This window comes from Streptomyces albidoflavus, from assembly GCF_000719955.1.
Lineage (GTDB): Bacteria > Actinomycetota > Actinomycetes > Streptomycetales > Streptomycetaceae > Streptomyces > Streptomyces albidoflavus.
This window is the reverse complement of sequence record NZ_JOII01000001.1, coordinates 68,129-94,489: the sequence shown is the minus strand read 5'-3', so window position 1 is coordinate 94,489 and position 26,361 is coordinate 68,129. Positions and strand designations below refer to the sequence as shown.

At 74.3% G+C, this 26,361-nt stretch carries 22 protein-coding genes; 15 read left to right on the top strand and 7 right to left on the bottom strand.

Annotated features, from left to right (window positions below; all coding sequences use genetic code 11):
* The gene (locus IF45_RS0100455) at nt 1-810 is read right to left on the bottom strand and encodes a 2OG-Fe(II) oxygenase (RefSeq protein WP_008403696.1); all 810 of its coding nucleotides are present in this window, start codon (nt 808-810) and stop codon (nt 1-3) included.
* Between the two features lie 476 nt (nt 811-1,286).
* Here IF45_RS0100455 and IF45_RS0100450 point away from each other — a divergent pair, with 476 nt between their 5' ends.
* A complete protein-coding gene (locus IF45_RS0100450; protein ID WP_030304791.1) occupies nt 1,287-2,399 on the top strand; it encodes a GNAT family N-acetyltransferase in 1,113 nt (370 codons plus the stop codon).
* A gap of 17 nt (nt 2,400-2,416) precedes the next feature.
* Entirely contained in the window at nt 2,417-3,667 is a 1,251-nt protein-coding gene (locus IF45_RS0100445; protein WP_030304789.1) for an MFS transporter, read from the top strand.
* Here the strand turns inward: IF45_RS0100445 and IF45_RS0100440 are convergent.
* On the bottom strand, nt 3,664-4,560 hold the full coding sequence (locus tag IF45_RS0100440; RefSeq protein WP_030304788.1) for an imine reductase family protein: 897 nt from the start codon (nt 4,558-4,560) through the stop codon (nt 3,664-3,666). The genes IF45_RS0100445 and IF45_RS0100440 overlap by 4 nt on opposite strands.
* A 282-nt stretch (nt 4,561-4,842) precedes the next feature.
* On the bottom strand, nt 4,843-5,709 hold the full coding sequence (locus tag IF45_RS0100435) for a L,D-transpeptidase family protein (RefSeq protein WP_008403702.1): 867 nt from the start codon (nt 5,707-5,709) through the stop codon (nt 4,843-4,845).
* A 233-nt stretch (nt 5,710-5,942) separates the two neighbouring features.
* Between IF45_RS0100435 and leuE the strand changes: the two genes are divergently transcribed.
* Nucleotides 5,943-6,599 (top strand): leucine efflux protein LeuE, encoded by a 657-nt coding sequence (leuE, locus tag IF45_RS0100430; protein WP_003948415.1) that lies wholly within the window; start codon nt 5,943-5,945, stop codon nt 6,597-6,599.
* A gap of 12 nt (nt 6,600-6,611) precedes the next feature.
* On the opposite strand, the gene IF45_RS0100425 is transcribed toward leuE, so the two are convergent.
* Nucleotides 6,612-8,039 carry a polysialyltransferase family glycosyltransferase gene (locus IF45_RS0100425; protein WP_030304786.1) on the bottom strand — a complete coding sequence of 476 codons (1,428 nt, stop codon included), beginning with the start codon at nt 8,037-8,039 and terminating at the stop codon, nt 6,612-6,614.
* Nucleotides 8,036-9,055, bottom strand: coding sequence for a glycosyltransferase family 2 protein (locus IF45_RS0100420; protein WP_030304784.1), 1,020 nt, complete (start codon nt 9,053-9,055; stop codon nt 8,036-8,038). Before IF45_RS0100420 ends, IF45_RS0100425 begins: the two co-directional genes overlap by 4 nt.
* Nucleotides 9,056-9,253: 198 nt before the next feature.
* Between IF45_RS0100420 and IF45_RS0100415 the strand changes: the two genes are divergently transcribed.
* The 5 genes from IF45_RS0100415 to IF45_RS0100395 all read left to right on the top strand — a co-directional run bounded on the left by IF45_RS0100415 (nt 9,254) and on the right by IF45_RS0100395 (nt 15,600).
* Nucleotides 9,254-10,618, top strand: coding sequence for a DUF6716 putative glycosyltransferase (locus IF45_RS0100415; RefSeq protein ID WP_030304782.1), 1,365 nt, complete (start codon nt 9,254-9,256; stop codon nt 10,616-10,618).
* 50 nt (nt 10,619-10,668) lie between these two features.
* A complete protein-coding gene (locus IF45_RS0100410) occupies nt 10,669-11,889 on the top strand; it encodes an acylneuraminate cytidylyltransferase (RefSeq protein WP_030304780.1) in 1,221 nt (406 codons plus the stop codon).
* A 57-nt stretch (nt 11,890-11,946) separates the two neighbouring features.
* On the top strand, nt 11,947-12,891 hold the full coding sequence (locus tag IF45_RS0100405) for an N-acetylneuraminate synthase family protein (RefSeq protein WP_003948410.1): 945 nt from the start codon (nt 11,947-11,949) through the stop codon (nt 12,889-12,891).
* Entirely contained in the window at nt 12,872-14,020 is a 1,149-nt protein-coding gene (locus IF45_RS0100400) for a hypothetical protein (protein WP_030304778.1), read from the top strand. Before IF45_RS0100405 ends, IF45_RS0100400 begins: the two co-directional genes overlap by 20 nt.
* A 311-nt stretch (nt 14,021-14,331) precedes the next feature.
* The gene (locus tag IF45_RS0100395) at nt 14,332-15,600 is read left to right on the top strand and encodes an amidohydrolase (protein WP_030304776.1); all 1,269 of its coding nucleotides are present in this window, start codon (nt 14,332-14,334) and stop codon (nt 15,598-15,600) included.
* 641 nt (nt 15,601-16,241) lie between these two features.
* On the opposite strand, the gene IF45_RS33695 is transcribed toward IF45_RS0100395, so the two are convergent.
* Nucleotides 16,242-16,373 (bottom strand): hypothetical protein, encoded by a 132-nt coding sequence (locus tag IF45_RS33695; protein WP_003948406.1) that lies wholly within the window; start codon nt 16,371-16,373, stop codon nt 16,242-16,244.
* Nucleotides 16,374-16,449: 76 nt separating this feature from the next.
* Nucleotides 16,450-17,169: a hypothetical protein gene (locus tag IF45_RS0100385; RefSeq protein WP_030304774.1), complete on the bottom strand. Its 720-nt coding sequence runs from the start codon at nt 17,167-17,169 to the stop codon at nt 16,450-16,452.
* Between the two features lie 202 nt (nt 17,170-17,371).
* Here IF45_RS0100385 and IF45_RS0100380 point away from each other — a divergent pair, with 202 nt between their 5' ends.
* The 7 genes from IF45_RS0100380 to IF45_RS0100350 all read left to right on the top strand — a co-directional run bounded on the left by IF45_RS0100380 (nt 17,372) and on the right by IF45_RS0100350 (nt 26,186).
* A complete protein-coding gene (locus tag IF45_RS0100380; RefSeq protein ID WP_030304773.1) occupies nt 17,372-18,175 on the top strand; it encodes a formylglycine-generating enzyme family protein in 804 nt (267 codons plus the stop codon).
* Between the two features lie 9 nt (nt 18,176-18,184).
* The gene (locus IF45_RS0100375) at nt 18,185-19,144 is read left to right on the top strand and encodes a DUF389 domain-containing protein (protein ID WP_003948403.1); all 960 of its coding nucleotides are present in this window, start codon (nt 18,185-18,187) and stop codon (nt 19,142-19,144) included.
* 151 nt (nt 19,145-19,295) lie between these two features.
* Nucleotides 19,296-20,210, top strand: coding sequence for a bis(hydroxyethyl) terephthalate hydrolase (gene bdeA / locus IF45_RS0100370; protein WP_003948402.1), 915 nt, complete (start codon nt 19,296-19,298; stop codon nt 20,208-20,210).
* 76 nt (nt 20,211-20,286) lie between these two features.
* Nucleotides 20,287-22,965 carry a LuxR family transcriptional regulator gene (locus tag IF45_RS0100365; protein WP_030304772.1) on the top strand — a complete coding sequence of 893 codons (2,679 nt, stop codon included), beginning with the start codon at nt 20,287-20,289 and terminating at the stop codon, nt 22,963-22,965.
* 174 nt (nt 22,966-23,139) lie between these two features.
* Nucleotides 23,140-23,760: a hypothetical protein gene (locus IF45_RS0100360; protein ID WP_033237535.1), complete on the top strand. Its 621-nt coding sequence runs from the start codon at nt 23,140-23,142 to the stop codon at nt 23,758-23,760.
* Nucleotides 23,751-24,809 carry a hypothetical protein gene (locus tag IF45_RS0100355; RefSeq protein WP_174905197.1) on the top strand — a complete coding sequence of 353 codons (1,059 nt, stop codon included), beginning with the start codon at nt 23,751-23,753 and terminating at the stop codon, nt 24,807-24,809. Before IF45_RS0100360 ends, IF45_RS0100355 begins: the two co-directional genes overlap by 10 nt.
* A 336-nt stretch (nt 24,810-25,145) precedes the next feature.
* On the top strand, nt 25,146-26,186 hold the full coding sequence (locus tag IF45_RS0100350) for a BMP family lipoprotein (RefSeq protein WP_003948398.1): 1,041 nt from the start codon (nt 25,146-25,148) through the stop codon (nt 26,184-26,186).
* Nucleotides 26,187-26,361 lie beyond the last annotated feature (175 nt).

The window sequence follows — 26,361 nt, the reverse complement described above, 5'->3', positions numbered from 1 at the left end:
TCAGCTCCAGAACAGGAGCGGTTCCGACGGGCCCTTGGTGGCGATGAACGCGGCCGCGCCCACGCGGTGCTTGCCGTGCCCGGCGGTCACCGCGTGCAGCTGGCGGGGGCTGAAGATGATGAGGTCGCCGGCCTCGGGGTGGATCTCCAGCACCGGCTCCTCGATCTCCTTCGGGTCCAGGCCCTCGACGTCGAGGATGACGGCGGTCTCCTCGGCGGTCGGCTCGCGCAGCCACAGCTGGAGGTTGCCGCCGTCGTCGGGGACCTGGAGGTAGATGTTGGCGACCAGCTGGTTCAGCACGCCCTCGATCTCGGGGGCGTCGGTCTCCTGGTCGATCGCGTCGTTGTGCGGGAAGAACTCCGACGTCGACGGCTGGAAGACGCGGAACGCGCCCACGAAGCAGGCCCGTTCCCGCAGCCGCAGCAGGTTGGCCCCGGTCGGCCAGAGCTCCTGGAGCTCCAGGCGGACGCGGTCGACCGGCGAGAGGTAGGGGTGGAACATCGAGCGGACGTCCTGGATCGCCGGGAGCGCGGCGTCGTGGTACTGCCGGGTCAGCTCCGGGTCCCACTTGGTGTCGATGTGCGGCATGTAGACGCGGCCGACGCTGCTGGTGTGCTTCTTGTGGTAGTGGCCCAGGGCCTGGTGGCTGATGGCCTTCTGGGCCACCTCACCGGCGATGTCGACCGGGTAGTAGCCCTTGACGTGGATGGCGCCGATCTGCCGGTCGGCCAGCTGCAGAAGGGACTCCGTCGTGAGTTCGGTGGCGACGGTGCTGGACGCCGACCGGACGACCTCTGCGGGGATGGTCATGTGGAGTACTCCAGGTTCGTGTGAGCTGCGCTTTCAACTACCCTTGATCCACTTGCAGTTGACGCGTCAATGCGCCGTGGTCACGCGAACTCGCCTGTTCCGGGCGCGACTTCGGGAAGATAGGCAGACGCCGAGCGGCCCGGCAACGCTACTTCTCAGTAGCCGGACGTGACCAATGACACAGGTGCTGGTGCCACCGGTCCGCGGGCGGGGCGCCCGGCGCGGCGGGAGACCGCCGGGCCCCGTGGCACACCCGCGAAGGGCCGTTCTCCCGGTGCCGGACACCCCCTCCGGCGGATCCGCAAGTTCCGGTTTTCGCCGCCCCCGGGGCCGTTGACATGCCGTCCGACCGGCTGGCAGGGTGACGCGGCCTGCCCGCTGTCCAGCCCGAACTGCCACTCTTCACGGGGTGGTTGAGGGCACCCGGCGGGCATCGCAGACCGACTTTTCGCAGCGTTCCACGGGGGTTCACACCGGTGCTCAGACGGTCCGCACGAGCCCTGCTGCCCCCCGGCGTCCACGCCGCCGACCGCGTGGCGGACCTTCCCCGGGAGGAGTGGGACGCGCTCACCGGGCCGGGGGACATCTTCCTCACCTGCCGCTGGCTGGAGGTGGTCGAGTCGACCGCCGGGGTGCCGATGGCCTACCTGTGGACCGAGCGTGCCGGGCGGCCGGTCGCCGCGCTGGCGACCGCCCTCGCCACCACCTCCGTCCCCTGGGCCCTGGGCCGCCCCGACGTCGTGCTGCCCAAGAGTGCGGAGGAGGAACTGCCCCAGGCCGCCGAGCTCCTCGCCGGCCTCGGCGGCGACCCCTCCGAGCGGCTGATGCCCAGCCTGGTCACCGGCGGGCGCCACGTCGGAGGCACCCGGCTGCTGCACGCTCCCGAGGCCACGCCCGAGGACCTGGCGGCCCTCGTCCAGGCCGCCGAGGTGCTCGGCAAGGAGGCAGGGGCCCGGAGCGTCTGCTTCCTCTACCTGGACGAGCAGGACACCGCGCTCGGCCGGGTCCTCGGCGCCCGCGGCTACCGCACCTGCGTCACCGGGTGGTTCAGCGCGCTGGAGGTCCCCGACGGCGGCTTCCCCGCCTACCTCGCCGCCCTGCCCTCCCGCAAGCGCCGGGTCTCCGTCGCCGCGGAACGGCGGCGCATCGCCGAGAGCGGTGTGAGTGTGGGCCTGGAGGAGCTGGACAGCGCCGACTTCCCCCGCTTCGCGGAGCTGGAGTCGCAGCTGCTGGCGAAGTACGCCATCGACATCACGCCGCAACAGCTCCTGCCCCTGCTCCACCAGACCCGGGAGTGCTTCGGCGGCGACGCGCTGGCCGCCGTCGCCCGCGCGGAGGGCGAGGTCGTGGGGTTCGCGACGGTCCTGCGCCACCGCGACCACTGGACCGCCCGCCAGACCGGCTACGACTACGCCTACCAGCGGCGTACCGGCCTCCCGCTCTACTTCGAACTCCTCTACTACGTCCTGGTCGAGGAGGCCGCCGCGGCCGGGATCAGCACGGTGAACTACGGGCTGGGCAGCACCGCGACGAAGCGCTCCCGGGGCTGTACCGCCACCGAGCAGCGCTGCCACCTCCTGACCCTCTGACAGGCACGGAACACCAGATGGCGCCCAGCGAATCCGCCGCCCAGACCCCCACCCAGGTCCTGCCGCGCGGCCCCGGCGTGCTGCGGTTCGCGGTCGCGGGCTTCTGCAACGCCCTGTCCACCGGCTTCTTCTACCCGTTCTCCCTCCTCTTCTACGTGAGCCTGTCCGGCGAGGAGCTGCGGACGGTCGGCACCGTCCTCACGGTGACCGCGCTCGCGGCGCTGCCCAGCCTGCTGCTGGTGGGCCGGATCGTCGACCGGGTGGGACCGCGCCCCGTCCTCATCGCCTCCCTGGTGGTCCGGGCGGGCTGCTTCGTCTCGTTCGTCACCTTCGGGGGCGCCGCCGCGCTGGCCGTCGGCACGCTGGCCCTGGCCGTCTCCACCCGCGCCGAGCAGACCGCCACCCCACTGGTCGCCCTGCAACTCGCGCCCGAGGGCCAGAGCAGCCGGTGGCTGGCGCTCTCCCGGGTGGTCTTCAACGCCGGCATGGGTGTCGGGGCCCTGATCGCCGGCATCTTCATCGTCGACTCCGCCTCGGGCTTCGCCCTGCTCGGCATCGCCAACGCGGTCGGCATCCTGTGCACGGCCGCCCTGTACGCCGTGGTCCCGCGCACCCCGCGCCCGGCGCACTCCGCAGGCCGCGTCCGGATCAGGGCCCGCCCCTGGCGCGACCACAAGTTCCTGCTGATCGCCGTCGTCAACGCCCTGCTGCTGGTCTCGGCCCTGGCCGTGGAGAGCGGCATGCCGGTCTACGTCCTCCAGGAACTGGCCATGCCGACCTGGACCGTCGGCATGCTCTTCGCGGTCAACACCGGTGTCCTCACCGCCCTCCAGCTGCCGGTCAGCCGCGTCCTGGACCGCCACCCCCCGGTCCGCGTCCTCGCCTTCGGCGGCCTCACCTACCTCTCCCTGTACGCCGCCCTCCTCGCCGCCGCGCGGACCGACGGCACCGTGCGGATGCTCCTGCTCGTGCTGGGCATGGTGGTGTACACCCTCGGCGAACTGGCCGTCACCCAGGCCGCCCTGGTCCTGCTCACCGGTCTGCCCCCGGACTCCCGCAAGGGCGCCTACCTCGGCTTCAACCAGATCTTCGTGGGCGCCTCCACGGCGGTGGCCCCCCTGCTGGTGACCTATTCCCTCGCGGGGAACCCCCCGGTGCTGTGGTGGTCGCTGGCGGGCGTGAGCGTGGTGTCCACCGCGGTCCTGCTGGGAACGGAACGGCGGTTCGGCCGCGTCGCGTCCGAAGGCGTCGCGGGGGACACCCCCTAAGCCTTGCGGAACTGCTCCACCAGCGCCGAGTAGCCGCTCTCGGCGTGCCCCTCCGCGACCGCGCGGCCGGCCAGGAGCTGGAGGAAGCGGGGGAGTTCGGCGTTGACGCCGAGGGCCTCGCTCTCCTCCGCGAGGTGGCGCATGGCCTCCTGGTGGACGGTGAGGGTGGCGTCGCCCGCCAGGTAGGAGCCCGCGTCGACCTCGGGGGCGGCGGCGGTGACGTAGCCGGCGACCACGGTGGTCATCCGGGCGGCGAGCGGGGCGAAGTCCCCGGCGCGGACGCCCGCCGTGCCGAGCAGGGCCGCCCCGTGCAGGAAGCCGTTGAGGACGCCCCACATGATGCCGAGCAGCGCCAGGTCGTGGAGGGCGGCGAGCCCCGCGTCCCCGCCGAGGTGGGTGGTGCCCGCCGGGGCCAGGACGCGCAGGGCCTCCTCGTACGTGTCGAAGGCGTCGCGCGGGCCGCTGTACAGGAGGACCGCGTCGCCGGTGGCGATGTCCTCCGGTACGGCCATGATCGCGCCGTCGAGGAAGGCGATGCCCCGCTCCTTCGCCCAGGCGGCGTTGGCGCGCGCCTGGGCGGAGGTGCCGGTGGTGAGGTTGACCAGGGTGCGGCCGGCGAGGGCGCCGTCCAGCGGGTCCAGCAGCTGGTGCACGGCCTCGTCGTCGGCGACGCAGACCACCACGAGCGGGGCGGCGGCCACCGCCTCCGCGACCGATCCGGCGCGGCGCGCGCCCCGGGCGGCCAGCTCGTCCGCCTTGCCGGGCGTCCGGTTCCAGACGGTGGTGGAGTGGCCCGCCGCGAGGAAGGCGGCGGCCAGGGCACTGCCCATCCGCCCGAGTCCGAGGACGGTCACGGCGGCGGGGCCGGCGGTGGTGTGCGGGGGCGTGGACATGGCGGATCTCCTCGGCTCGGGGTCGGCGGCACCGCCTCTCGCGGCGCCGTCCCAGGGAGATGCTCCGGGCTCACACCGGTGTGAAGGTCAAGGGGAACGCGGCGGGGGGCGGGGCCCGTGACACCCGGGTGTGACACTTCCCGGACGTACGGCGCAGTAGGAAGTGAGCCGACTGGTCATCGGCGTGGCACGAGCCGGGGTTCCCCCCGTACCTCTGGGCTCAGTGCCGTCGGCGCGGGCGGGACACGTTCCCCCGGTCCCGCCCGCGCCTCTTTCTCGTCCTCAGTAGACGATCACGCGGTCGCCCTCGCGGACCTGGTCGAAGAGGGCGGCGACCTTCTTCTTGTCCCGGACGTTGACGCAGCCGTGCGAGGCGCCGGCGTACCCCTGGGTGGCGAAGTCCTTCGAGTAGTGGACCGCCTGGCCGCCGCTGAAGAAGAGGGCGTACGGCATCGGGGTGTCGTAGAGCGTCGAGTGGTGGTCGCGGGACTTCCAGTAGACCTTGAACGCGCCGTCGCGGGTGGGCGTGTACTGCGAGCCGAACCGCACGTCCATCGCCGCGCGCACCTTGCCGTCGACCATCCACGCCAGTGAGCGGCTCTGCTTGCTGATGCAGAGCACCCGGCCGGTCAGGCAGCGCTTGTCGGGCTTGGACAGCGGCAGGGTGGTCGGCGGGTGCAGGTCGTCCTGGGTGGGGCGGGGGGTGCCCGCGCGCAGCCGGTCCCAGGTGACGGCGTCGGTGGTGCCGGTGACCGGCAGCGCGCCCTTGCGCTGGTAGGCGGAGACCGCCTCGCTGGTCACGTCGCCGTAGAAGCCGGTCGGGGAGCGGCCGAAGAGGCCGAGCGAGGCCAGCCGCGCCTGGAGTTCACGCACCTGCTCGCTGGTCTGGCCGGGCCGCATGAGGACGGCCGGGGCGGCGGGCTTCGTCGCGGACGGCGTGGGCGGGGGTGGCGGGGGCTTCGGCGTGGCCGTGGTGGGCGCCGGGGAAGGCGTCGGCGGTGGCGGGGGCGGGGAGGGCGCCGGCGGGCGCGCGTCCTCGGTGGTGGCCGGGGGCGGTGGTGCCGGGGACAGCCCCGGTCCGGCCGCCGCGTCGACCCGGCAGCCCGCGACGGCCAGCAGTGCCAGCGTCCCGAGGGCCGCCGTGGCCACCGGTCTTCCTCGTCCTGTGCGCCCAGTGGGCATGAGCCGCACCCTCCCCTTGGCGGTCGGCGGGATCCGGCGCGTGGGCGCGCGGACATGCCCGCTCCTGGCCCCTGAATGCCCACCCCGGGAGCCGCTGGAACCTTCCGCGTGCGGGCTGGCCCGAACCCGTCCCGGAGGTAGCTGTTCCACTTCCTGGAACCGAGAGGTACGAAGCCGCACGGACGTGCGAAACTCCGCTCATGCTGGGTGTCACCGATCTACCGACCTACCTCGCCGGGCTCGCCGTCATCGTGCTGCTCCCCGGCCCGAACTCGCTCTACGTCCTCTCCGTGGCCGCCCGCCGCGGGCCGAGGGCCGGGTACGCGGCCGCGGCCGGCGTCTTCACCGGCGACGCGATCCTGATGACGCTGGCGGCGGCCGGCGCGGCCTCGCTGCTGCGCACCAACCCGCTGGTCTTCGCCGTCATCAAGTACGCGGGCGCCGCCTACCTGACCTGGATGGCGATCGGGATGCTCCGCAGCGCCTGGCGGCTCTGGCGCGACCGGCGCGAGGAGAGCGGCCCGGAGCCCGAGGCGGCCCCGGCCGACGCCGCCCGCGAACGCCCGTACCGCAGGGCGCTGGTGGCCAGCCTGCTCAACCCGAAGGCCATCCTCTTCCTGCTGTCCTTCTTCGTGCAGTTCGTGGACCCGGCCTACGCCTATCCGGCGCTCTCCTTCCTGATCCTCGGCGCGCTGCTGCAACTGGCCAGCTTCGCCTACCTGTCCACGCTGATCTTCGCCGGGCACCGGCTGGCCGCCGCCTTCCGCCGCCGCCGGAGTCTGTCGGCGGGGGCGACGACGGCGGCCGGGGCGCTCTTCCTCGGCTTCGCGGTGAAGCTCTCCGTCAGCGGCGTCTGACCGGCGCCGCCCTCACCCCATCGCCTTCGCCAGGCGGGGCGAGAGCCGCCGCGCCCGCCGGGCCAGTCCCCGTACGGCCCGGTTGCGCGGCACGAAGGCCAGCCGTTCGGGGACGCCGCCGGGCAGCGCCAGCGCGGTGAGGCGGCGGCGCTTGAAGTAGCGGCCGAGGGCCGGGGTGTGCCGCAGCCGGGCCAGGTGGCGTTCGGCGACCGGGCGCAGCTGCGGGTTGAGGGCCGGCTGCATCGCGAACCCGACGGTGGCGACCAGCTCGGCCAGCCCCTCGGGCAGCCCGGCCCCGTCCGTCCCCGGCGGCGTCCAGGCGGCGACCGCCGCCCCGTCCTCCAGCGCCGGGAGCAGCGCGTCGACCAGGGTGACCGGCACCCGGTTGCTGTTCTGGTACGGGGTCAGGCGCTCCAGGAGCAGATCCGTGCCGGTGCGGGCGACGGGCAGGCCGTAGCAGACGGCGGCGGTCAGCAGGGCGGTGGAGAAGCAGCCGGCCACCAGCGCCGGACGGAGCCGCTGGAAGACGACCTCGGCGAGGACCGGCTCGTCCAGCACCCCGAACCGCACACCGAGCCGGTCCGCCTCCTCGGTCAGCGCGCGGGTCCACCCGGCGGGCGCGGAGGGGTGCGGCTTGAAGACGATGTCGCGGTGGCCGAGGGCGGCGGCGCCGCGCAGCAGTCGCAGGTGGAGCCGCTCCTCCTCGTCGGGGGTGAGCACCTCGATCGCCGAGAGGTACTGGCCGAGCAGGAGCGCGGGCGAGCCCGCGCCCACCGCCCCGGCCGCGTCGGCGGCGCGTACGGAGGCTGGGTCCTCGGCCAGTTCGCCGAGGACCTTCACGAACTTCTCGGTGGGCACCACCTCCGGCTCGACGCCGAACTCGCCGAGCAGCAGCGGGCGCAGCCCCGGCACGAGGTCGAGGTGGAGCAGGCGGGCCACCCGGGTGCCGATCAGCGGATCGAGTTTGGAGCGGGTCGGGCCGTAGCTCATCAGGCCGTCGGCGTAGAGGTGGACGGGGGCGTCGGAGAAGATCCGGACCACCGCCTGGGAGGGGTTGGCCTGGAGCGATTCGCAGGCCACCTCCAGCGGGCCGTCGCCGAGCTGCCACGCCTCGCGCACCGCGCGCTCCCACAGCGGGCAGTCCTGCTCCCGCGGGGACCAGCCGGCCGGGTGGAAGGGGTGGACGAAGGCGTTCCAGGAGTGCACGGCGTCGAACTCCCCGGCGAGCGCCGCGAAGCCGGGCATGGCGTCGAGCGGGGTGCCGACCTCGGGGACGGCCGAGGTGTCGCTGACGACCAGGACGCGCCGGTGCTCGGCGCGCGGCCCGAACCGGCCGGCGCGGAGCGCGGCCACCACGGTCGCCGCCGCGTACTGGGTGGCGGCGAGGAAGAGCTGGGTGGAGCCCGGGCGGACGCCGGCGGGCGCGGGGGCGGCGTTCATCGGGCCGCCTCCTCGTGGACGCGGGTGGCGGGGACGGCGGCGGGGGCGCCGGGGCGCAGGGCCTGGTGGCGCCGGACGCGGCGGAGCCGGGCGGCGCGGTCGGGGCCGAGGGCCGACAGGGTGGAGCGGAGGATGTCCTGCGGCAGCCGCCCGAGGGCGGCCGCGCTCTCGGTGCGCAGAGTCCGGGCCACGGCGGGTTCGAACCTTTCGATGGATTCCAGATGGTGCGCCATCACGGCGCAATAGGTGCGAATGGCTTTCGGCAGGAGTTCCGCCGCCTGGTCGTGCGCCGCCGTCTCCTCGACCACCTGGTCGAATGCGCGCAGGAAATCGAGCTGGCGGACATCGCCGATCTGCGTGAGGGAGGAGGAGACCCCGCGCCGGTAGAAAACACCGTAAAGGCTGGTCACCGCGAAGGATTCCGCCTCGCGGTGCAGCCGCCAGATCCACGGGCGGTCCTCGGCGGTCCGCAGTCCGTCCCGGAAACGCAGGACGCCGGAGTCGAGCAGCCGCCGGTGGTAGATCCCCGCCCAGGCGTACGGGTAGTCGACCGAGGTGGAGCGGTCGGCGGGGAGGATCGCGTCGAGGGGGCGCAGCGGCACCTCGCGGCGGCCGTGCGGCATCCGGTGGATCTGGCGGGCCCTCCCCGTCACCTGGACGTGGTCGACGCGGACGAAGTCCGTCCCCAGTCTCTCGGCGGCGTCGAGGAGTTGGCCGCAGTAGCCGGGGGCGTACCAGTCGTCCCCGTCCAGGAACGTCAGGTAGGTGCCGCGGGCCGCGTCCAGGCCGGTGTTGCGGGCCGTCGCGAGGCCGCCGTTGGCCTCGTGGGGGAGCAGCACGGCGCCGGGCACCTCCTCCACGGCCCGTTCCAGCAGGTCCCGGGTGCCGTCCGACGAACAGTCGTCGACCAGGAGGAATTCGACATCGTCCCGCGCGTTCGCCTTCAGGCTGCGCAGAGTGTCGGGCGCGAATTGCCGCACGTTGTAGAACGGCACGATGACGGAGAGCTTGACCACGGAATCGACGCTAAGGGGCGTCCGAGGCCCGCTCCGCGAAGCCCTCGCGTACACGAGGTGAACGCCGGGCGGACAGCTTGTTAACCCCCTCGCTGAATTCCGCCCCGGGCCCGGCAATTCCTTTCGTCGGTGCGCTGTTAACCCTTTGTTGCCGTCCCGTTGGGCCCTTTGGCGCCGACCCTTCCTAACGTCGGCGACGTGCCAGCAAGCAACCACCGAACCCCGCGCATCGCCGTTCTCGCGGATTCCGACACCCGCTGGAAATGGGGTGCTCTCACCGCCGGGCGGCTCGCCCCCGAGGGCGCCACCACCGACGGCTACCTGCTGCGCGGCCGGGCCACCCCCACCGAGCGGCAGCTCGCCGAGGTCGGCCTGCGCCCCGACGCCCTCGCCGAGGTCCCCCTCGCCGGCTTCCTCGCGGAACTGCGGCGCCGCCACGCCGACGACGCCGCCCCCTACGACCTGGTCGTCCTCGCCCTGGTCGGCGGTGCCGTCCAGGCCGCCCTGCACGGCCTCGCCCGCCTCGGCCAGGACCACGGCGTGCGCCCGGTCGTCGTCACCGGCTACGTCGGCGTCGTCTACGAGAAGCTCGCCGACGGCCTGCTGCTGCGCCACGGCGCCGACCTGGTCCTCGCCAACTCGGCCGTCGACGCCGAACGCTTCCGCGCCGTCTACGAGGGCGTCGGCGCCGACAGCACGGCCGTCACCGAGGCCGCGCTGCCCTTCCTCGGCGGCGCCCCGCACCGCCCGGCCGATTCCGGCGACCGCCCGTACACGGTGGTCTTCGCCGCCCAGCCCTCGGTGCCCGCCGGCCGCGCCGACCGCGCCCACCTGCTGGACCGGCTCATCGGCCACGCCCGCGCCCACCCCGACCGCGAGGTGCTGCTCAAGCTGCGCTCCAAGCCCGGCGAGCACACCACGCACCTGGAGGAGATCCCCTACCAGCGGCTCGCCCGCGACCGGGGACCGCTGCCGGAGAACTTCCGCCTGGTCCACGGCAACATGGGCGAGGTCCTGGACCGCACCGACCTGCTGGTCACCGTCAGCTCCACGGCCGCCCTGGAGTCGCTGCACCGGTCGATCCCCACCGCGGTCCTCACCGACCTCGGGGTGCGCGAGGCGCTCGGCAACCACCACTTCATCGGCTCCGGCTGCCTCACCTCCTTCGACCGGCTCGACGAGGGCCACACCCCCGTCGCCGACCCCACCTGGCAGGACCGCAACGGCGTCGCCCCCGGCACCGCCTACGCGAGCGCCTTCGACACCGCCCGCGCCCGCACCGCCGCCCTGCTGAAGCTGGCCGGGGCGGAGGAACTGCCGCCGATCACGCCGTACTACACCCCGCGTACCGCCCCCGGCTACCTGCCCGGGCTGCTGGCCCGCCACCACCTCGCGCCCGACGGCACCCCGCTGCCCGGCGCCCTCGACCCCGCCCCCGCCGAGGGGCTGCGCGGACGGGCCCGCACCGCCGTCAACGGCGCGGTACGCGGCGCCGCCCGCGCCGCCTACCGGCACGGCGTCCAGAACGTCGCCCCCCTCGTCCGCCGCCTGGGCCGGCTGTGACCGGCACCGACGGGCCCCGACCCGTACGCCCGAATCCCCAAGGAGACGCCATGCGCGACCCCGCTCCCCGCGTCCTCGCCGTCATCCCCGCCCGGGGCGGCTCCAAGGGCGTGCCCGGCAAGAACCTCGCCGAGGTCGGCGGAGTGCCGCTGGTCGCCCGGGCCGTGCACGCCTGCCGCACCGCCCGCCTCGTCAGCGAGGTGTTGGTCTCCACCGACGACCCGGCGATCGCCGAGGCGGCCCGCGCCGCCGGGGCCACCACCGTGGAGCGGCCCGCGCCGCTCTCCGGGGACACCGCCACCAGCGAGGCCGCCGTGCTGCACGCGCTGGACACCGACGAGGCCCGCCACGGCCGCCTCGCCGACGTGGTCCTCCTCGTCCAGTGCACCAGCCCCTTCCTCACCGCCGACGACGTCGACGGCGTCACCGCGGCGGTCCTGGAAGGCGCCGACACGGCCGTCACCGCCGCGCACTTCCACGGCTTCCTCTGGCGGGACCTCGCCACCGGCGCCACGCCGAGCAGCGGCCACGGCGTCAACCACGACGCCGCCCACCGGCCCCGCCGCCAGGACCGGCCCGAGGACCTGCTGGAGACCGGCGCCGCCTACGCGATGCGCGGCGACGGCTTCCGCGCCGTACGCCACCGCTTCTTCGGCCGCACCGCGCTGGTCCGCACCGACCCCGCCCGCGTCCTGGAGATCGACGACCCGCACGACCTCGCGCGGGCCCGCGCCCTCGCCCCGCTCCTCGACCGGAACGAGGCCCCCGGCGCCCGCCGGCCCGGCCCCGGCGACGTGGACGCGGTCGTCCTCGACTTCGACGGCACCCAGACCGACGACACCGTGCAGATCGACGCCGAGGGCCGCGAACGCGTCAGCGTCCACCGCGGCGACGGCCTCGGCATCGCCGCCCTGCGCGACGCCGGCATCCCGCTGCTCATCCTCTCCACCGAGCAGAACCCGGTCGTCACCGCCCGCGCCCGCAAGCTGCGCATCCCCGTCCTGCACGGCGTCGACCGCAAGGACGAGGCGCTCAAGCAGTGGTGCGACGAACAGGGCGTCGACCCCGCCCGCGTCCTCTACGCCGGCAACGACGCCAACGACCTGCCCTGCTTCGCCCTGGCCGGCTGGCCCGTCGCCGTCGCCAGTGCCCACGAACCGGTACGCCGCGCCGCCCGCGCGGTGACCACCGCCCCAGGCGGCCGGGGCGCCGTCCGGGAGATCGCCTCCTGGCTCCTCGGCCCCGACCTCAAGAGCCCCCACCGGCCCTGACCCGGCTCACCCCACAGACCACCCCGTACACCCGACCCACCATGTGAGGAACCACCCATGAGCAACCAGAGCACCAACCCCCGCCTGCGCACCCTCGGCACCCGCACCGCCGGTCCCGGCCAGCCCGTCTACGTCACCGGCGAGATCGGCATCAACCACAACGGCGACCTGGAGAACGCGCTCGCCCTCATCGACGCCGCCGCCGACGCCGGCTGCGACGCGGTCAAGTTCCAGAAGCGCACCCCGGAGATCTGCACCCCGCGCGACCAGTGGGACATCGAGCGCGACACCCCCTGGGGCCGCATGACCTACATCGACTACCGCCACCGCGTGGAGTTCGGCGAGGACGAGTACCGCGCCATCGACGCCTACTGCAAGAAGCGCGGCATCGACTGGTTCGCCTCCCCGTGGGACACCGAGGCCGTCGCCTTCCTGGAGAAGTTCGACGTGCCCGCCCACAAGGTGGCCTCCGCCTCGCTCACCGACGACGAGCTGCTGCGCGCCCTGCGCGCCACCGGCCGCACGATCATCCTCTCCACCGGCATGTCAACCCCGCGCCAGATCCGGCACGCGGTCGAGGTCCTCGGCAGCGACAACATCCTGCTCTGCCACGCCACCTCCACCTACCCGGCCAAGGCCGAGGAGCTGAACCTGCGCGTCATCCACACCCTCCAGGCCGAGTACCCCAACGTCCCGATCGGCTACTCCGGCCACGAGACGGGCCTGCAGACCACGCTGGCCGCCGTCGCCCTCGGCGCCGCCTTCGTCGAGCGCCACATCACCCTCGACCGCGCCATGTGGGGCTCCGACCAGGCCGCCTCCGTCGAGCCCCAGGGCCTGTCCCGCCTGGTCCGCGACATCCGCACCATCGAGGAGTCCCTGGGCGACGGCGTCAAGCAGGTCTACGAGTCGGAGCTGGGCCCGATGAAGAAGCTCCGCCGCGTCCCCGGCGTCGTCGCCGAGGCCCAGGCCGAGGCCGGCCGTGAGCCCGCCGCCGTCTGACCGCCGCCCCGGGCGCCCGGGGGCCCAGAACCCCGCGCCGGACCCCGCCTACGGCGGGCCCGCCCGGCGCGCCCAGGGCGAGGACGAGGCGCTGGCCTTCGTGGAGAGCCCCGTCCAGCTCCTCAACGTGCTGGAGTGGGCCCACGCCTCCGGGCAGGCCCCCGACCGCCTCACCCTGGTCGTCCTCTCCCCCCTCGACCCGATGTCCCGGGGCCAGCTCCGCCGCATGGCCGAGCTGGCCCGGGGCGAGGGCGTCGAGGTCCGCTGGGAGGAGGCCAGGGGCGGGACGGCCGCACCGCTGGCCACCGTCCGGGGCCTCGCGCCCCGGCTGCGGGCGGCGGCCCGGATCGTCATCGGCGACCCGTTCTCCCGCTACGTGCAGCTGCTGCTCGCCCTCAGCCGCGCCCGCGACCTGGTCGTGGTGGACGACGGGACGGCCACCGTGGAGTTCCTCGCCCAGCTGGCCCGGGGTGAGCGCCTGGTCCGCTGGCACCGGCGCGGCGGCCGCCGGGGCCCGCGCGAACTGCTGCTCGCCCCGGTCTCCGCCGCCGCCCGGCGCCGGCTCACCCCCGGCGAGGGGAACCCGCGCATCGAGGTCTTCTCGGCGATGCCGGTGGACGCGGCGCCCGAGGGGCTCACCCTCACCCGCAACACGCTGGCCTGGACCCGGGCCCGCTTCGGCCCGCCCCGGCTGACCGGCGGGGCGGACCTGGTCGGGACCTCGCTGGTGGAGACCGGCGTCGTCGACGAGGACCGCTACCGCGAGGCCGTGCACGCCCTGGTCCGCGCGCACGGCGTCACCCGCTACTTCGCCCACCGCCGGGAGAGCGCCGCCAAGCTGCGCCACCTCACCGACGGCACCGGCCTGGAGGTGGTCCGCCCCGACCTGCCGCTGGAGCTGATAGCCCGGCGCGGCCCGACCGGCCGCACCCTGCTCAGCTTCCCCTCGACCGTGGTGCACACCCTGCCCCTGGCGCTGGCCGGGACCGGGGTGCGGATCGCCGTCCTGGACATCGACCCCAAGTGGCTGACCGGCCACGCCTCACCGCGCGCCCAGGGCTTCCTCTCCGGGGTCACCAGCAGCGCGCGAGCCGCCCACCGGCTCACGTCCGTACCCTTGAACCCGTGAGACGGAATCCATGAGACGGAACCGATGAGACGCCCCCTGACGGCCCGGGCGACCGGGCCGTTCCGCCGCGGGTGCCCACCAGGTGAGACGGATGGCTGTGCGATCCGGCCCGGCCCACCGGCGCTCCCCATGGCTTGAACAGAACGCCATCACCGCAGGTGAACGCCGGGCAAAAGCAAATTTCATACCCTCTGTGACCGCACGACAATCATCCGGAGCCGGTTTTTCTTACGTCTTTCCGGCTGAAGTTTTGTTGATCGATGGTGAGTTGGCACCCGCGGCGGCCTAACCTTGCCAAGGTGAACCAACTGATGTCCCGCGAACCCGGTGCCCCTGCCCCTGCCGAGACCGCCCGCGACCAGGCCGCCGACGTACCGGCCGCCATCGAGCTCGCCGGCGCGCTCCCCGACCGGCTCTGTGCGGAGCTGATCGCCTTCCGGCGCGACCTGCACATGCACCCGGAGCTCGGCAACCAGGAATTCCGGACGACGCTGGCCATCAAGACCCGGCTGGAACAGGCCGGCCTCGCCCCCCGCGTCCTCGACTCCGGGACCGGCCTCATCTGCGACATCGGCACCCGCGCCGAGGGCGACGAGCGCGGCATGCTGGCGCTGCGCGCCGACATCGACGCGCTGCCCATCCCGGACACCAAGGCGGACGCCCCGTACCGCTCCACCGTCCCGGACCGCGCCCACGCCTGCGGCCACGACGTGCACACCACCACCGTCCTCGGCGCCGGCCTCGTGCTGGCCGCCCTGGACCGCGAGGGCAAGCTGCCCCGCCCGGTGCGGCTGCTCTTCCAGCCCGCCGAGGAGGTGCTGCCCGGCGGCGCCGCCGACGCCATCGAGAACGGCGTCCTGGCTGACGTCGGCCGCATCCTCGCCGTCCACTGCGACCCCAAGGTCGACGCGGGCCGCATCGGCCTGCGCGTCGGCCCCATCACCTCCGCCTGCGACCGGCTGGAGATCGCCCTCGACGGCCCCGGCGGCCACACCGCCCGCCCGCACCTCACCACCGACCTGGTCACCGCCGCCGCCAAGGTCGTCACCGACGTGCCCGCGCTGGTCGCCCGCCGCGTCGACGCCCGCTCCGGGCTCGCCGTCACCTGGGGCCGCATCGACTCCGGCCACGCCTGCAACGTCATCCCGCAGCACGCCGAACTCTCCGGCACGGTCCGCTGCCTCGACCTCGACGCCTGGCGCCTCGCCCCCGACCTGATCCACTCCGCCATCGACGAGATCGCCGCCCTGTACGGCGCCAAGTCCGAGGTCACCTACATCCGCGGCGTCCCGCCCGTCGTCAACGACCCCGCCGCCGCCGAGCTGCTCCACACCGCCATGGCGGCCCGCCGCGGCGCCGCCTCGGTCGAGGGCACCGAGCAGAGCCTCGGCGGCGAGGACTTCTCCTGGTACCTCGAACACGTCCCCGGCGCCATGGCCCGCCTCGGCGTCCGCCGCCCCGGCGACCCCGTCTCCCGCGACCTCCACCGCGGCGACTTCGACGTCGACGAGTCGGCGATCCGCGTCGGCGTGGAGATGTTCACCGCGGCGGCCCTGCTGGACGCGGGCGAACGACCGTGACACGGGGGAGGCCGGGCCTGGCGGGGCCCGGCTCCCTGCCTGGGGCCGGGCGTTCCCGGCCCGGCTCGCGGAAGACGTACGGCGCGCCGCCGCCTTCGTACCGGAGTCGCGGCCCGGCCCCGCGGAGCCCTTCCGGGTCGTCGTGACGGGTGAGAGCGTCGACATCCCCTCGCGCGTCTACGACGAGGAACCGGGGGAGTGCCCCGGGCCGGGCCTGACCGGCACCCAGCGCCTGATCCTGCACTGCCTGTACTCCCGCCACCACGACGGTCACGTCCGGCAGCGCCACCTGGAAGCGCTCCTGTCCCCAACCGAGCCGTGGGTCGTGCCGTACGTGATCCAGCAGGCCGGCGAGTACGTGCGGGAGATCCAGGAGGCGATCAGGCGCGGGCTTCCCGGAATCACCGTCCCGCACTCTCCGCGGCGTCGTCTCTACGGGGCCTTCATCGTGCGGAACGCGGAGTTCTTCGCGCGCACGGAGCGGCGCGCGGTGAGTTACTGGGCCTGCTACCACCGTGCGGAGTACCCGGTGTTCGGAGCGAGTCCCGGAGGCGTGCTCATGGCGGAGTTCCGCGCGGCCGCGACGGAGTGCGCGGGTACGGCCTGGCCGCGTCACACACCGCGCCCGGTCGCGGCCGCGCTCACTCCTCCCTGCGCCGCAGCAGCACGACCACCATCACCAGGCAGCCGGCCATGACCAGCACGGTCAGCCACGGGGGCACGTTCTCCCCGGTCTGCTGAGCCAGGGTGTTCACCGCGTCGAGGGTGTGCATGACGTCTCCTCTTCCCGTGCTGCCGGGGGCTGTTCCCTTTGTCCGCGTCTGCCCCCGGACGGAGCGCTGAACCGGGTCACGGGGTGCCCGGCCTGGCGGCCCGGGCCTCCGTGAGGAGGAAGTCGAGGTGGTCCGGGTCGTCCAGGCGGGGTTCGTGGACGCGGTCGCGTATGTCGGTGAGGAGCCAGTCCATCAGTTCGGCGGTGGCGTGGTACTCGCCGTAGAAGCCCATCTCCAGGTCGGTGATCTCGCTCTCCACCAGCACGTCGTCGACGAACTCCGCCAGGTGGGCGTCGGCCGACGCCGTCCAGATGGAGGTCCAGATGTCGAGCCAGGGGCGCAGGGTGCCGGTGGCGACGGTGATGACGCTCAGTACCTCCCGGGCGGAGATGGGGGCGGCGTCGGGGTGGGTGTGCAGGGTGGCCCGCCACCAGGTGGGCCAGAAGTCGCGGAGGGCCGCCGCCTGCGCGGGCGGCCAGGTGGTCCAGGCGGCCCGGAGGAGGCGGCTGGGGATGACTTCCACGTCCACGTGGAGGGTGTCGGTGGCGGCGGCGCGCAGGATGCGCGGGGTCAGGCGGCGGTAGAGGCGGGGGAAGTCGTGCCAGTGGTCGTCCACTTCGAAGGCCACGGCCGAGATCATGTCCTCGGAGACCAGGTGCGGCGGGCCGGACAGCTCGGCGAAGTGCTCCTCGCCGTAGCAGTACGTGCACCCGCCGGCCGTGAACGGCTCCTCGTCCACGAAGGCGAGGTCCAACGCGTCGAGCGCGGCGGTGAGTTGCTGCTGAGCGGGGTCCATGGTGACCTGCCGGGGGACTCCGTCCGGGCACCGGACGAAGAGCGCAGGCTATCAGGGGGTCCGCCCCGCCTGTCGGCCTGTCCTCCTGTCGTCCTAGGCCCAAGGTCCCCGGTTGCGGGGGCGGTCGGCCGATCCCGCACCGCGTTCCGGTGCCGATCATGAGAAGGGACAGGGCAGGGCGGGACGGCGGACGGGGGGAAGCGTGGACGGGAACGGGGAGCAGGGCGCCGGGGGTGTCGAGGCGGTCGACTGGGTGGAGGTGCCGGACGGCTGGCTGCTGCGCGGTACGCCCGCCGAGGCGATCGAGGAGGTGGCCGAGCGGTACGCGCGGACCGGGGTGCCGGTGGAGTGGTACCGCAAGGAGGCGCCCCGCAGCCGGGTCCGCGTACCCGCGTTCCGGATCGCGCGGACGCAGGTCACGGTGGGGCGGTGGGCGGCGTTCGCGCGGGCCACCGGGCGCCCCTCGCCCGAGGCCCCGGCGGACCACCCGGTCACCGGTGTCACCTGGGAGGCGGCCACCGCGTACTGCCGCTGGCTCGGGGAACGGCTCGGCACGCCGGGGCGGATCCGGCTGCCCACCGAGGACGAGTGGGAGCGGGCGGCCCGGGGCGACGACGACCGCGAGTTCCCCTGGGGCGACACCTACCGCACCGGCCTCGCCAACCTCGTCGACCTCGGCCTCGGCACCACCGCGCCGGTCGGGTCGTTCCCCGGGGGCGCGAGCCCGTACGGCGTGCTGGACCTCGCGGGCAACGCCGACGAGTGGACCTCCACCCGGTACGCCCCCTACCCCGGCGCCCCCGCCGGGGTCCCGGCCACCGAGGAGTGGGCCTTCGACCCGCACATCACCCGGGGCGGCGCCTTCCGCCACGACATCGACCTGGCCCGCTGCGCCCGCCGCCACGGCGCCTACGAGCGCGACCTCGCCGCGATCGGCGTCGGCTTCCGCCTGGCCGCCGACGCGGACACGCGCGGAACCCGGCCGCGGGGCCCCCGCCCGGCCTAACCTGCCGTCATGCTGCACTTGCGGATCATCACCCCGGCCGAGCGCACCGAGGAGACCGTCACCACGCTGCGGGGCGTCCCCGGCACGTACAACCTCATCGTGCTCCCCGGGGCCGCCCGCGAGCCGGAGGGGGACGTGATCCTCTGCGACGTGGCCCGCGAGTCGGGCGACGACGCGGTGCACGCCCTGCGCCGGCTGGGCGTCGACGCGTACGGGTCGATCGCGGTCGAGAACGTGGACCTGACGGTGTCGCAGGGAGCCGACCGGGCCGAGAAGGAGGCGCCGGGGGACAGCGCGGACGCCGTGCTGTGGGACCAGCTCGCCGAGATCACCCACGAGGAGTCGACGCTCTCCGTCACCTACCTCTCCTTCATGACCCTCGCCACCACGCTCGCCGCCTGCGGGGTGGTCCTCGACAACGCGGTGCTGATCGTCGGCGCCATGGCCATCGGCCCCGACTTCGGCCCCCTGGCCGGGGTCTCGGTGGCCATGGTGGAGCGGCGCCACCGGCTCGTGGCGCGCTGCCTGATCTGCCTGCTGGTCGGGTTCGCCGTCGCCATCGCCGTGACCGTGCTGTTCAGCCTCGCCATGGACGCGGCCGGACTCTTCCACGCCGAGCAGCTGACCAGGCACCGCCCGATCACCGAGTTCATCGTCTCGCCCGACGAGTTCTCCCTGATCGTCGGCGTCCTCGCCGGAGTCGCCGGCACCCTCTCCCTCACCTCCGCCAAGTCCGGCGCCCTGGTCGGCGTCGCCATCTCCGTCACCACCATCCCGGCCGCCGCCAACGCCGCCGTCGCCCTCTCCTACGGCAACTACGCCCAGACCCGCGCCTCCAGCGAACAGCTCCTCCTCAACCTGGTCGCCATCTCCGTCGCGGGGACGCTGACCCTGCTGGCGCAGAAGTGGCTGTGGCGGATGCGGCGGGGACGGGGGGCCGCGCCGGCGGACGGGCGCCAGGACCGGTGATTCTGCCGGTGGCCCGGGCACGGTGGGGCACCGACAGTGGCAGAGCCAACTCGCCCGTGAAGCGGTGTCGTCAGGCTCGTGGCGCCCTGGGCGCCCGGGTCCCGGCGGGACCGCGCCGCGGCCGGGCCCCACGACCGAGAGGACGCTCGCCGTGCACTCCACCCCACGTACCGGAACCACCCAGGCCCCCGGCCTGAGCCGCCGCCTGGCCGCCTCGGCCGCCGCCGTGGCCGCCGTCGTCGGCCTCACCACGCTCTCCACCCCCGGCGCGCAGGCCGCGGACAACCCGTACGAGCGCGGCCCCGCGCCCACCCGGGCGAGCATCGAGGCGCCGCGCGGCCCGTACGCCGTCTCGCAGACCTCCGTCTCCTCGCTGGTCGTCTCCGGCTTCGGCGGGGGCACCATCTACTACCCGACCAGCACCGGCGACGGCACCTTCGGGGCCGTCGTGGTCACCCCGGGCTTCACCGCGACCGAGTCCTCCATGGCCTGGCTTGGGCCGCGCCTGGCCTCGCAGGGCTTCGTCGTCTTCACCATCGACACGCTGACCACCCTCGACCAGCCCGACTCACGCGGCCGCCAGATGCTCGCCGCCCTCGACTACCTGACGGAGCGCAGCTCCGCCAGAACACGGATCGACGGCACCCGGCTCGGCGTCATCGGCCACTCGATGGGCGGCGGCGGCACGCTGGAGGCGGCCAAGTCACGGCCCTCGCTGAAGGCGGCGATCCCGCTCACGCCGTGGAACCTGGACAAGACCTGGCCCGAGGTGACCACCCCGACGCTGGTCGTGGGCGCCGACGGGGACACCGTCGCCCCGGTCGCCACCCACGCGAAGCCGTTCTACTCCAGCCTGCCGTCCAGCACGGACCGCGCCTACCTGGAGCTGAACAACGCCACCCACTTCGCGCCCAACCTCTCCAACACCACCATCGCCAAGTACAGCGTCTCCTGGCTGAAGCGCTTCATCGACGACGACACCCGCTACGAGCAGTTCCTCTGCCCGCTGCCGGTGCCCGACCGCGACATCGAGGAGTACCGGGGCACGTGCCCCCTCGGTGGCTGACGGACCGCCCCTCGCACGGCCGAAGTGGCGGACGGCCCGCTTCCGCACCGGGTTACGCACGCGTAACCTCCCGGGGATGACCGGCGAGGAACCCGCCCTCCCCACGGTGCGGCTGCACGGCCGCGCACCGCAGTTGAGCCGTGTCCGCGCCTGGTGGCACCAGCCGCCCGCCCACCGCACCGCCCTGCTGGTGGCCGGGGAGCCCGGCCTCGGCCGCACCGCCGTGCTGCGGTGGGCGGCGCGTGTCCTGGGCGCGGGCAGCACCGGCCACCTGGTGGCGGGACCCGGCGCCGGGCCCCGCCACCAGGAGTGGACCCCCGGGACCCTGCTGCACGCCGTGGAGAGCGGCGAGGGCAGGGTCCCGGCGCTGGTGTGCGCGGACGACGCCGACCGGTGGCCGCCCGCCGCCCGGCGGCTCCTCGGGGAGGCGGCCCAGCGGCTGTCCGAGGCGGGTGGCGGCCTCCTGCTCACCGCCGCCACCCACCGTCCGCTGCCCGGGGAACTGGCCGCGCTGCCCGCCGTCCACCTGGACCCGCTGGCCCCCCAGGAGGCCGCCGCCCTGCTCGCGGAGGCGGCACGGGAGACCGTGGAGCCGTCCGTGGCCGCCGAGTTGATCGCGGAGGGCGAGGGCAACCCCGCCCTGCTGCGCGCCCTGGTCCACCACCTGTCCCCGGCGGCGCTGCGCGGACGCGCCCCGCTGCCCCGCCCCCTCGCCGACGCGGCCACCCTGGCGAGGGTCGCGGGCCCGGCCCTGACCGGCCACGATCCCCGGACGGCGGCACTGGCGGTGCTGGTGGCCGCGGGCACCCGTCCGGCCGGTGCCGACCGCGTCGACACCCGCCTGGCCCTGCGCGCCCTGAACCGCCTCGTCCCCGGCGCCCGCCCGGACCCCGCCTCCCCACCCGCCCTGCTCCACGACGCCGGCGACACCCTCGGCTTCCGCAGCCCCCTGCTGGGCCGGGCCCTGTACGCCGCCGCCTCCCCGGCCCGGCGCCGGGCCGCGCACCACGCGCTCGCCGAGGAGTACGCGGCGGACGGACACCGGCTCACCGCCCTGCTGCACCGCTCCTGGTCGGCGGCGGACGGCGCGGCGGACGCCGGGCTCGCGGCCCGCCTGGCCGCCGAGGCCACGGCGGACGGGGCGAAGGAGCCGCCCGCCCTGCGCTCCCTGGCCTGCGCCCGCGCCGCCGTCCTCGCCGGGCCAGGACCCGAGAGCGCCGGCCGGCAGACCCGTGCCGCCGAACTCGCCCTGGACGCGGGGGACGCGCACCGGGCCCGGCTGCTCGCCGCCGCCGTCCCCGAGCACCTCCTGCCCGTTCGGGACCGGGGGCGCCCCGCCCTCGTACGCGGCCTGGCCACGCTCGTGGACGGGCCGGCCGGGGACGCCCACCACGCCCTGCTGCTCGCCGCCGCCCTCTGCACGCCCGCCGCCCTCGAACGGGCCGAGGCCGCCCGGCTCGCCGCCGCCGACGCCGCCTGGGCCGCCGGTGACCTCGCGGCCTGCCTCACCTCCCTCGGCCCGGACACCCCGGACGGGCCGGAACCGGAGGCGCCGGGCGACCAGCGGGCCGGGATGCGGGCCCTGCTCGAAGGCCGGTTCGGCCCGGCCGCCCGGCGGTTGGGCCGGGTACGGGAGCAGGGCACCACCACGCCGGCGGCGCCCGAGGCGCTGCTGCGCTCCGCCACCGCCGCGCTGCTCCTGGGCGAGGTGGAGGCGGCCCGCCGGACGGGCGCACGGGCCCTGGCCGGAGCCCGGCAGGAGGGCTCGGCCGCGCTGGTGCCCCGCGCCCTGGAGTACCTCGCCTACGCCGAGCTGCGCGCCGGACGCCACGCCGAGGCACGGGCGCACGCCGAGGAGGGGCTGCGCGCCGCCCTGCGGTCCGGGCAGCGCAACACGGCCGCGCACCACCACGCCGTCCTGGCGCTCGCCGCCTCCATCGAGGACGAGCCGCACGTGGTCGAGGAACATGTCGAGGCCGCCTGCGCCACCGCCCGCAGCCACGGCCTGGCCCAGGTGCTCACCCTCGCCCAGTGGGCCGCGGGCCGGGCCGACCTGGGGCGCGGCCGGCCGCTGGAGGCCGCCGACCGGCTCGGCCTGCTGGTCCTGCCGGGCCCCCGGCGCGGCCACTTCGCGGTGTGGCGGCTGGCCGTGCCCTGCTTCGTGGAGGCGGCCGTCCCCGCCGGACGCGCCGCCGAGGCCCGTACGCTGCTGGACGATTTCGCCGGCTGGGCGAGCTTCGGCGCGGACCCCCAGGCCGCCGCCCAACTCGCCCGCTGCCAGGCCCTGCTGGACCCGACCGACGAGGCCGACGCCCTCTACCGGCTGGCCCTGGACCGGCACGCGGCGGCGGGCGGCGGCTTCGAGCACGCCCGCACCACGCTGCTGCACGGCAAATGGCTGCGACGGCGCCGCCGGCCCCGCGAGGCACGCGACAGGCTCGGCGCCGCCGTCGCCGGCTTCGCCCGCTGCGGGGCCGGCGTGTGGGCCCGTCAGGCCCGGGACGAGCTGCGGTCGCTGGTCACGCCGTCGTCCCCGCCGGACCTCACCGCCCTGTCCTCTCTCACCCCGCAGCAGCGCCGCATCGCCCGGTACGTCGCGCGGGGTGCCACCAACCGTGAGACCGCCCTCGCCCTCTCCGTCAGCGTCCGCACCGTCGACTACCACCTGCGCCGGATCTTCGCGGCCCTCGGCGTCCGTTCCCGGCTGGAACTGGCGCGGCTGGTGGACGAGGCGGAGCAGTCGGCCGGAGGGTGAGGGCACCGCCCGGCGCCGGGCCCACACGGTCTTCACACCCCGTGCCCGGCCTCACGCCGGATCGCTATGGCGAAACCAACACAGCCGCCGGTAGCGTCAGTTCCTCAGAGGGAACGTTTGTCTCACGGGGAGTCCATGGTGAACCGCCGCTCTTTGCCCGCAGTCTCACTGGCAGTGGCCGCCGCGCTGGCGCTGTCCGCCTGCGGGGGCGGGGACGGGAAGTCCGGTGAGGACGACAAGATCGCGGGGGCCGACGGCGGCGGCGGTTCGAGCGCCGCGCCGGAGCCCGGTGCGTCGCCCGAGGCCGAGCGCCCCGCGATCAAGCTGCCGACGGACATGAAGAACGTCTTCGAGGGCGGCGGCACGGGTGACCCGGTGGCCGAGGCCGTCCTGCGGGACAGCGAGGGGCGGATCAACTCGCTGGACGAGGCGATCCACACGCGTTCGCTGGAACGCCCCGCCTTCGGCTTCTACAACACGGGCGACGCCGCGCGGGGTGCCGCCGTCTGGGTGCAGGGCTTCTACGACGACAAGATCACCTGGACCGGCACCGTCCGCTACTACGACCGCAAGGTCACCGTCGAGGGCAAGAAGAAGGACAAGGCGACCCTGTCCTACTGCGCGGACGAGTCCAAGGCGTTCAACAAGGACCTCAAGTCCGGGAAGGTCTCGGACGCGGTCGACGGCTCAGGTGACTCCCTGGTCGCCTACACCACGCGGCTGGTGAAGAACGACAAGGGCGTCTGGCAGACCACCGATGTGTATTCGAAGAGGGGGACTTCGCAATGCCAGTGATATCCGTGAGGTCGCGGACCGGCAGGGCCCTGACCGTGCTGACCGCGGCCGCCGCCCTGGCCGTGCTGCCGCAGACCGCGTGGGCGGCCCGCGGCGGCTCCGGCGGCTCGACGGAGGGCACCGCCACGCCCTCCGGCGGCTCCGGCGGGGACAGCATCTACGCCAGCGTCGTGACGTACGACGAGTCGAAGAACGGCTCCGGAGGGAAGGGCGCCGGTCCGGTCGCCCCGGCCGGTGACTGGACGCCGCCCGCCTGCTGGTACGAGCCGAAGTGGTCGCCCGAGGAGTTCGAGGAGGAGTTCCGCAAGAGCTGGGACATCCCGCACTTCAGCGGCGCCGGCGAGGCGTACCGGATGTCCCAGGACCACTACATCAACGGCGAGCCCTACGACGACTTCAACAAGGAGAAGTCCGGCGAGGGCATGTGGTGGGAGGCGGTCCGCGACCCGGCGCGGGAGGAGGCACTCGACCCGGCCGCGTTCGCCTGCGACGAGGCGACCTTCTGGGTCGACAACGGCGAGACGCCCGAGGTGGAGAACGCCATCACCCCGGACATCCTCGCCCAGCTCGCCTACAGCCGGCTCAAGGTGCCCGGTACCAAGGTCGCGCTCGCCCCGGAGGTGGCCACCAAGGTCAACCTGCCGACCTGGGCCTGGCTCGACAAGGCCACCTTCAAGGAGGTCGCCGTCACCGCCTCGCTCGACGCCGGCGGCCTGAACATCCAGGCGACCACCACGGCCAAGCCCGTCTCGCTCAAGCTGGAGCCGGGGACCAAGGACGCCACGACCTTCCCGGCCTCGGGGGAGTGCGCGATCAACGCCGACGGGTCGATCGGCGAGCCGTACGCCAAGGGCAAGGCGGACGAGGAGCCCAGCTGCGGGCTGACCTACCTGCGGTCGTCGGGCGGCAAGACCTTCCCGCTCCAGGCCACCGTGACCTGGGAGATCGCCTGGACCGGCAGCGGCGGCACCGGCGGCGACCTGCCCGACGGCACCTTCGGCGCCGAGCAGGCGGTCACGGTCGAGGAGATCCAGTCGGTCAACCGGTGACCACCACACCGGACGGGGCCGCGCCCGCGGGGGAGACCTCCCGGGCGCGGCCCCGCCGTGCTTCGTATGCGATCCCGGTGGCCGGTCCTGGCCCCTCGCGGCCCCCGGCGGCCCCGCGCCCCTTCGCGCGTAACCCCACGGAAACCCCGCTCCGCCACCCCGTGCCACCGTTCCGACGCCCTGCGTCAACCCGCCGTCCGCCCGCGCGACGTGGCCGGTTCGCGTCGAATCGATAACGGCTGCGGAAGGGGGCTTTCCCCGACATCTACGCGCGTTACGATGCGGCGAAACCAGCGCCGGAAGCCGGCGCTCTCGGGTCAGTGGAAGGAAACCCTCGTGCGCCGGGTAACCAGGATTCTCACCGCGGGCATAGCAACCGCGTCTCTCGCGTTCACCGCCACCGCGTGTGGCGAGTCCTCCACCGAGGCGTCCTCGGGCGAGAACAAGGGCATCGGCCTCTCCTACGACGAAGGCGGCCGTGGCGACCACTCGTTCAACGACTCCGCCGCCAAGGGCTACGACAAGGCCAAGAAGGAGCTGAAGCTCGGCGGCAAGGAGATCACCGCGAAGACCGGTGAGACCGAGGCCGACCGCTACCAGCACCTCGCCGACCTCGCCGACGCCGGCTACAACCCCGTCATCGCGGTCGGTTTCGCCTACGCGCCCTCGGTGACCAAGGCGGCCAAGAAGTACAAGGACGTCGACTTCGCCATCGTCGACGCCGTGGTCGACCTGCCCAACGTCACCAGCCTGGTCTTCAACGAGCACGAGGCGTCCTACCTGGCCGGCGTGGCCGCCGCCCTCAAGTCGAAGTCCGACCACATCGGCTTCATCGGCGGCACCGACTCCGTCCTCATCAAGAAGTTCGCGGGCGGCTTCGAGCAGGGCATCAAGGACACCAACCCCAAGGCCAAGCTGGACGTCCAGTGGGTCAAGGAGGGCAACGACACGGCCGGCTTCGGCCAGCCCGACCGCGGCAAGGAGATCGCCTCGGGCATGCTCGCCCGCGACATCGACGTGATCTACTCCGCCGCCGGTGCCTCCGGTTCGGGTGCCATCGAGGCCACCGCGAAGAAGAAGGGCGCCTGGTCGATCGGTGTCGACGGCGACCAGTACAACTCCGAGCCGCTGGCCCCGTACAAGAACTCGATCCTGACCTCGGCGGTCAAGAACGTCGACGTCGCCGTCTACAACTTCGTCAAGTCCATCGAGGACGGCAAGAAGCTCACCGGTGTCCAGTCGTTCACCCTGGAGCAGGGCGGCGTGAGCCTCTCCTACTCCGGCGGCTTCATCGACGACATCAAGCCGAAGATCGAAGAGGCCCAGAAGAAGATCTCGGACGGCGACATCAAGGTCACCGACACCTACAAGGGCTGAGCCCGCAAGGGCCCGCCCCGCGGACCGATCGCCGCCCGCGGGACCACCCCGCGGCGGCCGTCGCGCCGCCCGCCCCACCGGCCCCGCCGGCTGGGCGGCGCGACGTCCACCCCCTTCCAGCCGACCTCCGTACAGCCCCCACTCCCTTCAGACCGGGCGCGGCAGCCGGACCAGC

Excerpts from the sequence above, each read along its gene's own strand:
- IF45_RS0100365 (WP_030304772.1), top strand. The coding sequence starts at position 20,287 with ATGACCGGCGAGGAACCCGCCCTCCCCACGGTGCGGCTGCACGGCCGC.
- IF45_RS0100410 (WP_030304780.1), top strand. The coding sequence starts at position 10,669 with ATGCGCGACCCCGCTCCCCGCGTCCTCGCCGTCATCCCCGCCCGGGGC.
- IF45_RS0100385 (WP_030304774.1), bottom strand. The coding sequence starts at position 17,169 with ATGGACCCCGCTCAGCAGCAACTCACCGCCGCGCTCGACGCGTTGGAC.
- IF45_RS0100440 (WP_030304788.1), bottom strand. The coding sequence starts at position 4,560 with ATGTCCACGCCCCCGCACACCACCGCCGGCCCCGCCGCCGTGACCGTC.
- IF45_RS0100355 (WP_174905197.1), top strand. The coding sequence starts at position 23,751 with ATGCCAGTGATATCCGTGAGGTCGCGGACCGGCAGGGCCCTGACCGTG.
- IF45_RS0100395 (WP_030304776.1), top strand. The coding sequence starts at position 14,332 with ATGTCCCGCGAACCCGGTGCCCCTGCCCCTGCCGAGACCGCCCGCGAC.
- IF45_RS0100425 (WP_030304786.1), bottom strand. The coding sequence starts at position 8,039 with ATGAACGCCGCCCCCGCGCCCGCCGGCGTCCGCCCGGGCTCCACCCAG.
- IF45_RS0100375 (WP_003948403.1), top strand. The coding sequence starts at position 18,185 with ATGCTGCACTTGCGGATCATCACCCCGGCCGAGCGCACCGAGGAGACC.
- IF45_RS0100405 (WP_003948410.1), top strand. The coding sequence starts at position 11,947 with ATGAGCAACCAGAGCACCAACCCCCGCCTGCGCACCCTCGGCACCCGC.
- IF45_RS0100445 (WP_030304789.1), top strand. The coding sequence starts at position 2,417 with ATGGCGCCCAGCGAATCCGCCGCCCAGACCCCCACCCAGGTCCTGCCG.
- leuE (WP_003948415.1), top strand. The coding sequence starts at position 5,943 with ATGCTGGGTGTCACCGATCTACCGACCTACCTCGCCGGGCTCGCCGTC.
- IF45_RS0100455 (WP_008403696.1), bottom strand. The coding sequence starts at position 810 with ATGACCATCCCCGCAGAGGTCGTCCGGTCGGCGTCCAGCACCGTCGCC.
- IF45_RS33695 (WP_003948406.1), bottom strand. The coding sequence starts at position 16,373 with ATGCACACCCTCGACGCGGTGAACACCCTGGCTCAGCAGACCGGGGAG.